Origin of the sequence: Enterococcus sp. DIV0756, assembly GCF_051710745.1 — a bacterium.
Classification (GTDB): domain Bacteria; phylum Bacillota; class Bacilli; order Lactobacillales; family Enterococcaceae; genus Enterococcus_A.
Map to the genome: position 1 here is coordinate 725,001 of NZ_JBIOLF010000001.1, position 2,500 is coordinate 727,500.

The window sequence follows — 2,500 nt, forward strand, 5'->3', positions numbered from 1 at the left end:
GGACTTACCGCTGGTGTACCAGTTGTCTCGCCAGAGGCATCGCTGGGTAGCTATGTAGGGAAGGGATAAACGCTGAAAGCATCTAAGTGTGAAGCCCACCTCAAGATGAGATTTCCCATTTCTTTAAGAAAGTAAGATCCCTGAGAGATGATCAGGTAGATAGGTCAGGAGTGGAAGTGCAGTGATGTACGGAGCGGACTGATACTAATCGATCGAGGACTTAACCAATAAAATTGATTCACGGTTGTTTAATTGTTTCTGATCCAGTTTTGAGTGAACGACGTTTACTCAAAAAAACATAGTGTGGTGGCGATAGCGAGAAGGATACACCTGTTCCCATGTCGAACACAGAAGTTAAGCTTCTTAGCGCCGATTGTAGTGAGGGGTTGCCCCTTGTGAGATTAGGACGTCGCCGCGCGTATTCCATCCTGATAAAGGATGGAATTTTTATTTCAATAGTAACAGTTCTTGAATACAAAGGGAGTTCTTTGGGATTTAAATGACTGTTGTTAGTTATAGTAACTAGAAGTTGTCTGCTTTTATGAGTTTTAAATGATAATTAAAAATTATTGAATAAAGCTATTGACACTTTTGAGATATTAAGTTATTATAACTGAGTTGCTGAAATATTGAATATAACTTTTTTGAAAAAACTTCAAAAAAAGTTATTGACATTTGCTTGGTAACCTGTTAAGATATAAAAGTTGCTGAAACAAAGCAGCAAACAATGTAGACCTTTGAAAACTGAACGAATAAAACAAACCAAATGTGTAGGGCGCTTCTATTATAGAAGCAAACAACATAGCAAGCAATATGCTAGCAAGTCAATTATTACAATTGAGCTTAACAGTCGCAAGACTGTTTCAAACACTTTTTATGAGAGTTTGATCCTGGCTCAGGACGAACGCTGGCGGCGTGCCTAATACATGCAAGTCGAACGCTTTTTCTTTCACCGGAGCTTGCTCCACCGAAAGAAAAGGAGTGGCGAACGGGTGAGTAACACGTGGGTAACCTGCCCATCAGAAGGGGATAACACTTGGAAACAGCTGCTAATACCGTATAACAATCGAAACCGCATGGTTTCGGTTTGAAAGGCGCTTTTGCGTCACTGATGGATGGACCCGCGGTGCATTAGCTAGTTGGTGAGGTAACGGCTCACCAAGGCAACGATGCATAGCCGACCTGAGAGGGTGATCGGCCACATTGGGACTGAGACACGGCCCAAACTCCTACGGGAGGCAGCAGTAGGGAATCTTCGGCAATGGACGAAAGTCTGACCGAGCAACGCCGCGTGAGTGAAGAAGGTTTTCGGATCGTAAAACTCTGTTGTTAGAGAAGAACAAGGATGAGAGTAAAATGTTCATCCCTTGACGGTATCTAACCAGAAAGCCACGGCTAACTACGTGCCAGCAGCCGCGGTAATACGTAGGTGGCAAGCGTTGTCCGGATTTATTGGGCGTAAAGCGAGCGCAGGCGGTTTCTTAAGTCTGATGTGAAAGCCCCCGGCTCAACCGGGGAGGGTCATTGGAAACTGGGAAACTTGAGTGCAGAAGAGGAGAGTGGAATTCCATGTGTAGCGGTGAAATGCGTAGATATATGGAGGAACACCAGTGGCGAAGGCGGCTCTCTGGTCTGTAACTGACGCTGAGGCTCGAAAGCGTGGGGAGCAAACAGGATTAGATACCCTGGTAGTCCACGCCGTAAACGATGAGTGCTAAGTGTTGGAGGGTTTCCGCCCTTCAGTGCTGCAGCTAACGCATTAAGCACTCCGCCTGGGGAGTACGACCGCAAGGTTGAAACTCAAAGGAATTGACGGGGGCCCGCACAAGCGGTGGAGCATGTGGTTTAATTCGAAGCAACGCGAAGAACCTTACCAGGTCTTGACATCCTTTGACCACTCTAGAGATAGAGCTTCCCCTTCGGGGGCAAAGTGACAGGTGGTGCATGGTTGTCGTCAGCTCGTGTCGTGAGATGTTGGGTTAAGTCCCGCAACGAGCGCAACCCTTATTGTTAGTTGCCATCATTTAGTTGGGCACTCTAGCGAGACTGCCGGTGACAAACCGGAGGAAGGTGGGGATGACGTCAAATCATCATGCCCCTTATGACCTGGGCTACACACGTGCTACAATGGGAAGTACAACGAGTCGCGAAGTCGCGAGGCTAAGCTAATCTCTTAAAGCTTCTCTCAGTTCGGATTGTAGGCTGCAACTCGCCTACATGAAGCCGGAATCGCTAGTAATCGCGGATCAGCACGCCGCGGTGAATACGTTCCCGGGCCTTGTACACACCGCCCGTCACACCACGAGAGTTTGTAACACCCGAAGTCGGTGAGGTAACCTTTTGGAGCCAGCCGCCTAAGGTGGGATAGATGATTGGGGTGAAGTCGTAACAAGGTAGCCGTATCGGAAGGTGCGGCTGGATCACCTCCTTTCTAAGGAATTAGTTCATCTAAGATGAACGTTACGGAAACTACACAGGCTTGCTTTTATTCGTTCAGTTT

Annotated in this window: 3 rRNA genes (1 of these 3 running past the window's edge); all 3 read left to right on the forward strand. The window is 47.2% G+C overall.

Annotation, left to right across the window (positions count from 1 at the left end):
• A 23S ribosomal RNA gene (locus IGI44_RS03435) occupies nt 1-228 on the forward strand (it extends 2,684 nt beyond the left edge of the window).
• Between the two features lie 74 nt (nt 229-302).
• Nucleotides 303-418, forward strand: a 5S ribosomal RNA gene (gene rrf / locus IGI44_RS03440).
• Between the two features lie 454 nt (nt 419-872).
• A 16S ribosomal RNA gene (locus tag IGI44_RS03445) occupies nt 873-2,431 on the forward strand.
• The last annotated feature ends 69 nt before the right edge of the window (nt 2,432-2,500 follow it).